Genomic DNA, 8222 nt, shown 5'->3' on the forward strand with positions numbered 1-8222 from the left:
TGGAGGAGATTGCCGGCCTTGGCCCGCAAGGTGCGCATGTCTTCGCCGCTGCCATCAAGTCTGCCATTCAGAGCAGGCAGACGCCAGCCGGTGTCGAGGAAGCCGCTGCTCGACTAATAATGCCCACGGAGGAAGAATTGGGTACGATGGTGAGCTCGCTTAAAAACCGATACGCGGCGGATTGCTAGCTCCTTTGCTTGCTATCGTCACCGTCAGCTCTACCAACAGCTCGATCCATTTTCATGGCCTATCGCACGCCCGCTCGGCGGATTGTGTATGATTTTTCATACTCGCATGCCCTATCGCACGCCCGCTCGGCGGATTGTGTATGATTATTCATACTCGCATGACCTATCGCGCGACCGCTCGGCGAATAGTTAAATTAGGCTGCTCAGGAGCCCCTTTGGGTTCCCGAGCAGCCTTTTTCCGTACGTCCTACCTCACCACAATCCCCTCTCCCGGTCGTGCGTCCGAGTCCTGCCCCGCCTAAAGGCCAGTTCCAACAATAGACTGCGGACTGTTACGAAGCATTCGCCCGAGCTATACAATAAGGACATAGATGAGCAACACGAAAGGATGAATGCGAGATGAAAAAATTGTTTCGTTCCACTTCGGACAGTAAATTAACCGGATTATGCGGAGGACTTGGACAATGGCTGGGGATCGACTCGAACATCGTCAGAATGCTTGTCGTTATTGCAGGTTTCTTCAGCTTCGGCAGCGTGCTACTCATTTACTTGATCGCTTCGCTGTTCATTCCGAAGGCGCCGTATAATGATTTCCGTTTCGTCGACCACTACTAATCCGGCAACAACCAAAGCAACAACAACCACATCCAAACTAAACATATAGGGAGAGAAATTACATGGGAATTCTACAACGCGTATTGAATATGACGAAGGCTGCCGCTAACGAGATGCTGGACAAAATGGAAAATCCGGTTATGATGCTTAACCACTATTTGCGGGACTTGGATGAGGTGATCGAACGCACGGAACGTTCGATGTCGCAACAACTCGTCCAGGAACGCGTAATGGGCTCCAAGCTGGGAGAACTGCATGCGCAGGCTCAATATTACGAGGGCAAAGCGGAACAAGCCGCGTTGGAAGGCCGTGAGCAAGAAGCACGCATGGCGCTGGAAGCCAAGCTGCTATATCTGGAGCAAGCGGAGGAAACCGCAAAGCTGCGCGACCTCGCCAAGCAATCGGCAGACGACCTGCGTTTGCGCGTGGAAGGTCTGAAGGAAGAGAAAACTCGTCTGCAGAGCAAACGCGAAGAGCTAATGACACGCGTAAGGCAAATGTCGGCAACGAGCGAAGCCGGCAACGGCAATGGCGTATACGGCGGACCGACCCACCTGCATAGCAGTTCGGCGAGCAAGGGCTTCGAGAGAATCGAGCAAAAGGTTATGGAATGGGAAGCCTCCCGCGAGCTTGCAAGAACGGCACCAACATGCGGGGCAGGCGGCGGATACGCCCCTGTCGATATCAAGGGAGAACAGCGTTCCGCCCAGGTGGAAGAACAATTGCAACGGCTGATGAGCAAATCCGGCAACTAGCCTTTATATACAGCTCTTGCTTATGGGGCTGGCCTCAGAAGGAGCAAAGCGGATGAGCCGGTCCCGCCTGTTGAACGAAAAAGCCTTCAAACCATTGTCTTAATGGGTTGAAGGCTTTTCGCGGTATAGGAAATCATATGATTTCCTGATTTCACCATAGTCTCTCTCTCTATTTCTCGGCAAGGTTAAGAGCCGCGCCGCCAAAGGACGGCAGCCGTTTCACCTTGCTTTTGCGCATGTTATTCCTCAGGCGCCCCTTACTCCGCGTAAATCATTTTGCGAGTCATGCCGCCGTCCACCGTTATATGTGTACCCGTCACAAAATCGTTCTGCGGATCCGTCAGATACAAGCATGCTTTAGCGATATCCTGCGGCTTGCCTACTCGTCCCGCAGGATGCTGGGCATGATCATCCGTTCGCAGCGCTCCGTAATCGCCCGTCTCGATCCAACCTGGACATATCGCATTGACCGTAATTCCGTCGGGACCGAGCGATGCAGCGAGCGCGTGCGTCAGCGACAGGATCCCGCCCTTCGATGCTGCATAGGCTTCCGAGTAGGGCTCTGACATGTGCGCTCGCGTCGATGAAATATTGACGATGGAGCCGCCGATTCCGTCCTTCCTCATCAGCTTGGCTCCCTCGCGCGAGCAGAGAAACGTGCCTCTCAGATTCGTATGAACGACATGATCCCATTCCTCGATCTCCAGGTCGTACGGCGACTTCCAAATACCGAAGCCCGCATTGTTGATAACGATATCCAATCGCCCGAACATAACCTCGATATCCGCGAACAAGCGGCTTACTTCTTCAGGCTTGCTGATATCGACAACAAAAGATGCGGAATCCAGCTCTTCGCGTTCCAATAGCGCAGCCGTTTCTTCCAGACCGGCTTCGTTCCTGTCCGCAATGAGCGACAATGCCCCATCCCGCCCATAAGCCAGCGCCAGCTCGCGCCCGATTCCTGCTCCCGCTCCCGTAATAAGCACGATTTTCCCGTCATGCGTTCCTTGTTCCGTCATTATTTCATCCCCCGCCTTTCTGATGGTTGGTTTGATGGTTTGTCCTATTTTAACATAAGAAATCCCAATACCTAGTTTGTGAATTTGTTCACAATTCTGACATTGTCATGCCGACCTGTTTGGCGTATTATATGAGCAAGACAACGTTGTGAAATAAATCACATTATTGATTGTGAATTAATTCACTATATACATTAGGAGGCGCTTTATATGACAACCCCTACTCGCATTGCCGTGATTGGATGTACACACGCCGGAACTGCCGCGATTCTGAATATGGTTAAACTTTATCCCGAGGCCGAGATCCATGTCTTCGAGAAAAACGACAATATCTCGTTCCTCTCGTGCGGTATTGCTCTTCATGTAGGCGGCGTCGTAAAGAAAGCGGAAGATCTGTTCTACGCTTCGCCGGAGCAGCTTGCCAAGCTGGGCGTGATGACGCATATGCGCCATGAAGTATTGAATGTCGACACCGACGCGAAGCAACTGGATGTGAAAAACAGTGTGACCGGTGAAACCTTCACGCACAGCTTCGACAAACTCGTCGTAACGACCGGCTCGTGGCCGATTATTCCGAAGCTGGACGGCATCGGACTTGATAACATTCTGCTCTGCAAAAATTACGGGCATGCCCAGACGATTATCGAGAAAGCCAAAGAAGCCCGCAGGATTGCGGTCATCGGCGCCGGCTACATCGGCATTGAGCTCGTGGAAGCGTTCGAGGCATTGGGCAAAGAAGTGACGCTCATTGATAATATGGACCGGATTCTATACAAATATTTGGATCGCGAATTTACGGACATTACGGAACGGGAATTGACGGACAAAGGCGTACAGCTCGCACTTGGAAGAACGGCGCAATCGTTCAAAGGAGATCCAAGCGGCAAGGTAGCCGCGGTCGTGACGAATGACGGAGAGTTCGAAGCCGATATGGTCGTTCTCTGCATCGGCTTCCGCCCGAACACGGATCTCCTCCGCGGACAAGTCGACATGCTGCCGAACGGCGCCATTATCGTCGACGAATATATGCGGACCAGCAAGCCGGACGTGTTCGCCGCAGGCGACAGCTGCGCGGTTCGCTACAACCCGACCGGGGCGCATGCCTACATCCCGCTTGCGACCAATGCCGTCCGGATGGGCACGCTGGTTGCCCGCAACCTGATGAAGCCAACCGTACAGTACATGGGTACACAAGGAACGTCGGGCATCAAAATTTACGATTACAATATCGCGTCGACGGGTTTGACAGAGACGGCCGCGACGGCAGCCGGCCTAAACGTCAAGCAAGTGACGCTGCAAGACCATGACCGTCTGGAATTTATGCCGACCTACGAAGACGTTACGCTGAAGGTCGTCTACGATGCCGACACTGGCCGTATCCTCGGCGCGCAGGTCATCTCGAAGGTCGACTTGACTCAATCGATCAACACCTTGTCGGTCTGCATTCAGAACGGCATGACGATGGATGGTCTCGGCTTTGTGGACTTCTTCTTCCAGCCGCATTACAACAAACCTTGGAACTTGCTTAACCAAGCCGGCTTGCAGGCGGTATAACCCTCGAACGCCCCATATACAAAGAGCCAGTCGCGTTTGCATCGCGGGGGCTCTTTGGCAATCTGCGAGTCGTATTACTTTTCAACGGTTCTAACAAAACCACCGCTTCCGTTCTACTCAACCTTGCCGTTGGTTTCAATGTTTCGTCGGGTCGGGATATCAATCCTATTAACCCACCCCTACCTCAAACCGCAGCCTCGCTCTCAAGATGCTGTCCCTTCGCGAGCTTGACGTACAGCTCATGGGAGCGAAGCAGCTCCATATGCGTGCCTTGCCCCGTCACTTCGCCCTTTTCTAATACAATGATCCGGTCCGCATTGCTGACCGTCGACAGGCGATGCGCGATCACGAGCGTCGTGCGTCCCTGCATAAGCTTCTGCAACGCGTCCTGCACGAGCCGCTCCGACTCGCTGTCCAGATGCGCCGTCGCCTCGTCCAGCAGTAGAAATTCAGGGTCGCGAAGCATCGCTCTCGCAATAGCGAGACGTTGCCGCTGGCCCCCCGACAGCTTCACGCCGCGTTCGCCAACCTCCGTTTCGAGCCCATCGGGAAGTGATGCGATCAGCTCCGCCAGATTCGCTCCCTCCAACGCCTCGGCAATTCGTTCCTCGCTAACATCCGAGCTCAAGCCATATGTGAGATTATGCCGGATAGAGCCGGCCATCATAGGGCTTTCCTGCGATACGTAAGCCAGCCGGTCCCGCCACTGCTGTAACGACATCGCAGACACGTCGTCTGCACCGTAACGAATCGTACCTCCCGTAGGTGAGTAGAAGCGCTCCACAAGCGAAAAAATCGTCGTTTTGCCCGCGCCGCTGGCGCCTACGAAAGCGGTCATGCCGCCGGCGACGGCCTCGAACGACACCCCATTCAAAATGGGACGATCCGGGGAATAGGCGAAGCTGACTTTCTCAAAAGAAATCGTTTCAGAAGCAGTTATTCGTCTCCCGCGTTGTTGATTCGCTGGACGATCATCGATGCCCCGCTCCGTCTCCGCCGGCTCTTCTATCAGCTCGATAATTCGCTGCGATGCGCCAAGCGCCTTCTGGAACTGTGTAAAGAACGATGCCATCTGCGTAAACGGCATGACGATCTGGAACATGTAGAGAATGATGGCGACAAGTTCGCCCGTCGTGATCGTTCCTTGCGCGACTCTGACGCCCCCGTATCCGATAAGCAGCACGAGAATGAGCAGCATGATGGACATCATTAGCGGCGTAACAATGGACATGATTTTCGCTTCCTTCATGCCGAAACGGAACAAGCTGCCAATGCGGCCGCGTCCTTGTCTCAGTTCGGCCGGCTCGGCCAGCGAAGATTTGACCAGCCGAATTTCCGTCAGCACTCGCCCCAGATCGCCCTGAAACATCGCGGTTTCATCCTGCATCGACTTCGAGATCGCGAACATCTTGCTGCCGAGCGGCCACAGGATAAGCAGCGACGCCGGAACGGCGATCAGCATAAGCAAGGTCATTCGCCAATCGAGGTACAGGAGAATGCCCACGCCTCCAACGATGGAGACAATGCCTCCCAAGAAAGATATGACATGCCCAACGATAAAATCCTTGATGACGTTCGTATCGTTGGTTATCCGACTCATCGTCTCGCCTGACGTATTGCGGTCGAAGAACGAAACGGGCAGGCGGAGCACCCGCTCCCAAACCTCCCGGCGCAAACCGGCCACCATATACTGTCCGACATAGGACATGGTATAGACGCCGAAGCCCGACATTGCGGTCTGTAGCGCGAATACAGCACCTAACATAATGACCGTAGCGCTTTGCAACGCGGATGCGGAGGCTTCCTCGACGACATCCCGCGTGAGCAGCGGAATGAAGAGCGACAAGGCTGTTTCTCCCAGCCCCAATATTATGGCCGCGGCAATAATCCAGCCCTTCGGCCGGTGTTTGCCGACAAGCGCCAGAAACGGTTTAACGTTCATCTTGACTCACTCCTTTCAGCCAATCCTCTTCCATAACGCCGACCTTTTCCATGACAGCCGCGAGAAATAACTCTTCCTCCTTCGAAAATCCGCTGTAAAAAAGCGCGGGATCAAGCTCCGCTTCCGGATTGCCAATCTCGGACATCGCTCGCTCCATCTCGTTCTTTTGCTCTTCGCTCAGATGCTCCATCGCTTGTCCGATGACCTCGCTCAGAAGCTTTACTAACTGCTGCCCCGAGCGCAGTACTTCCTCATCGTCTGTACTGCGACCTTCGCGGCAATAGCCCGTCAGTTCAACCAGCACAGCCGTCATCCTTCTCTCAAGCTCCAGCCGTTCCGCCTCCGGCATGCCCTCCATAAAAATCGCGCCGACAACAGGAGCCGGCAGCCGTTCCGCCAGATAACGCTTCTGCGCTTCCTCGTTCTGAATGTTGTGTATGAAGAAAAGCAGCAGCGAGCTGTCTATTTCTCCGGCTCCTTCAAGGAGCATCCGCATGCGGTCCAGCGTGCCAATCGCCTTATCCAGTTGATCCCGCTTCTGGCTTAGCAGCTCGCGCTGCAGATTAAGCGTAGCGGTCATATCACGGTTCCGATCGCTCAGATGCTCCGCGATTTCGTCCAGCGAGAAGTCCAAATATTTCATCGTCAGTATTTGCTGCAACCGGAGCAGATCCCCTTCTTCATAGAAGCGATGCCCTTGCGCATTGCGCCCCGATGGCTTCAGCAGACCTTTGCGATCATAGAAACGCAGCGTACGCTCCGTCGTTCCCGTCATGCGGGCGAACGCCCCGATCGTATACGTGCGCCGATCATCGGCCATTTCGTTTCCGATTTTTCCGTTCGCATTTTCGTGTTGGTCGCTCATCACAGTCCCTCTCCTCCCCTTCCTGCCAAGGTGACTCGGCCGTGCCGTCCTTTGGCAGCGCAGCCCGTTTCAATTCGAGATATATAGAGAAAGTATGGCGAAGATATACTTTCCTTACTTCAAAGCATAGCACTTGACGTTACGTCAAGCGCAACCCCTTTGTTTCGATTTTTTTCGCGCCAATTGACGCCTTGCTTCCCCGCTTCTCATAACCTGGTAGGTTCGGCATCCCGCGAATTGATTTCTGGCGTTCTCCCCCCTTCCATCCCCCTCTCTCCCCTCTCTCTAGCCCCCTCTCTTCCCGCCCAAACCCTCGAACTAGCAGCATCTCCTGTTCTTACGGACATGTGAGACGTTATTCGGCTGAAAGTGGGCATGATGAAATTCTAACGGACAAGACAGCCACTATTTGCACCATTTTGAGTGCAGAGCAGCCTTCTCCTCCCCATTACGGGCTATGAGGTCCGTTAGAATCCGATACACGCCATTTTCGATGAAATAGTGCCTTCTCAGTCCGTTAGGGGGGCAATCGTGAGTATGGGGGTGTAGTCGGTTGGGTTGGGCCAAGCTGCTACTAAGAGGAAACCCTTCACCTGTCCCCCTTCATATTCGTTACTTCGGAGAGTTACTTCGGAGATACTTCGGAGAGTTACATCGGAGAGTTACTTCGGAGATTTAGTGGGAAATGTTCCGTCTATTTACCCTCGCATACGCTACTCTAGAGATTTAGAGGGAAATGTGCCGTTTAATCGCCCCTCTATAGGCACTATGGGCAGGTTTGTGGCCATTTAAATGGAGGATTTCCCTTAATAACCGCTGATCTTCTTGCGAACGTGAAATTAATAGGAGCTTTTCCTGTTCTTCCTCTTCATATAGCCTCATGGCACGGGAGAGGGCGAGAATAACCTGATTTCGCTCATCGTCCATCAGCACTCAGAATCATGAACCCTCGAAAGTGGGGAGTTTGGTGCTTGGCGCTTGCTGCTTGGTGCTTGCCGCTTGGTGCATGGTGCATGGTGATTGGTGCTTGGACGCAACATAAAAAGAGCGAATCGCCCCAGGCGACCCGCTCCTCTCTTACCGCTAACTTACCTACTATTCGCTTTTCTTGAAATGGTACACCTTGCTCGCAAAATCGCCATGGAATTGCGGCTTCGCAAGACCGGCAAACATCAGCTCGTCGCCGCCGTAGCTGTCTCCCTGGCCTTGCAGCACATAGTCGGCAGCAGGGTCCAGTCCTTGCAGGCGGAAACGGTCCAGCGGCGGGGTCGCCTCCTGCAGCAC

General features: G+C 53.8%; 7 protein-coding genes and 1 pseudogene. 4 read left to right on the top strand and 4 right to left on the bottom strand.

Features of this window, described 5'->3' with window-relative positions; all coding sequences use genetic code 11:
• The 3 genes and pseudogenes from PAT3040_RS38255 to PAT3040_RS33285 all read left to right on the top strand — a co-directional run.
• Positions 1-188 (top strand): annotated as a pseudogene (locus tag PAT3040_RS38255) (lipoate--protein ligase family protein); the annotation flags it as partial.
• Positions 189-587: 399 nt separating this feature from the next.
• Positions 588-803 carry a PspC domain-containing protein gene (locus PAT3040_RS33280; protein WP_087569558.1) on the top strand — a complete coding sequence of 72 codons (216 nt, stop codon included), beginning with the start codon at positions 588-590 and terminating at the stop codon, positions 801-803.
• A gap of 62 nt (positions 804-865) precedes the next feature.
• Positions 866-1558 carry a PspA/IM30 family protein gene (locus tag PAT3040_RS33285; RefSeq protein WP_108996044.1) on the top strand — a complete coding sequence of 231 codons (693 nt, stop codon included), beginning with the start codon at positions 866-868 and terminating at the stop codon, positions 1556-1558.
• Between the two features lie 257 nt (positions 1559-1815).
• On the opposite strand, the gene PAT3040_RS33290 is transcribed toward PAT3040_RS33285, so the two are convergent.
• Complete coding sequence (locus PAT3040_RS33290; protein ID WP_108996045.1) at positions 1816-2577, bottom strand: SDR family NAD(P)-dependent oxidoreductase; 762 nt, start codon at positions 2575-2577, stop codon at positions 1816-1818.
• 210 nt (positions 2578-2787) lie between these two features.
• Between PAT3040_RS33290 and PAT3040_RS33295 the strand changes: the two genes are divergently transcribed.
• Positions 2788-4131, top strand: a complete 1344-nt coding sequence (locus tag PAT3040_RS33295) for an FAD-dependent oxidoreductase (protein WP_108996046.1) — start codon at positions 2788-2790, stop codon at positions 4129-4131.
• Between the two features lie 184 nt (positions 4132-4315).
• Here the strand turns inward: PAT3040_RS33295 and PAT3040_RS33300 are convergent, their stop codons facing one another.
• From PAT3040_RS33300 to PAT3040_RS33315, 3 genes are all read right to left on the bottom strand, one after another.
• Positions 4316-6073, bottom strand: a complete 1758-nt coding sequence (locus PAT3040_RS33300; RefSeq protein WP_108996047.1) for an ABC transporter ATP-binding protein — start codon at positions 6071-6073, stop codon at positions 4316-4318.
• Complete coding sequence (locus tag PAT3040_RS33305; protein ID WP_108996048.1) at positions 6063-6938, bottom strand: MerR family transcriptional regulator; 876 nt, start codon at positions 6936-6938, stop codon at positions 6063-6065. The genes PAT3040_RS33300 and PAT3040_RS33305 overlap by 11 nt, the downstream gene beginning before the upstream one ends.
• A 1095-nt stretch (positions 6939-8033) precedes the next feature.
• Positions 8034-8222 (bottom strand): GH36 C-terminal domain-containing protein (locus tag PAT3040_RS33315; RefSeq protein ID WP_146200627.1); only part of this gene is annotated, 189 nt, incomplete at its 5' end.

This window comes from Paenibacillus agaridevorans, assembly GCF_003112455.1.
Taxonomy (GTDB): domain Bacteria; phylum Bacillota; class Bacilli; order Paenibacillales; family Paenibacillaceae; genus Pristimantibacillus; species Pristimantibacillus agaridevorans.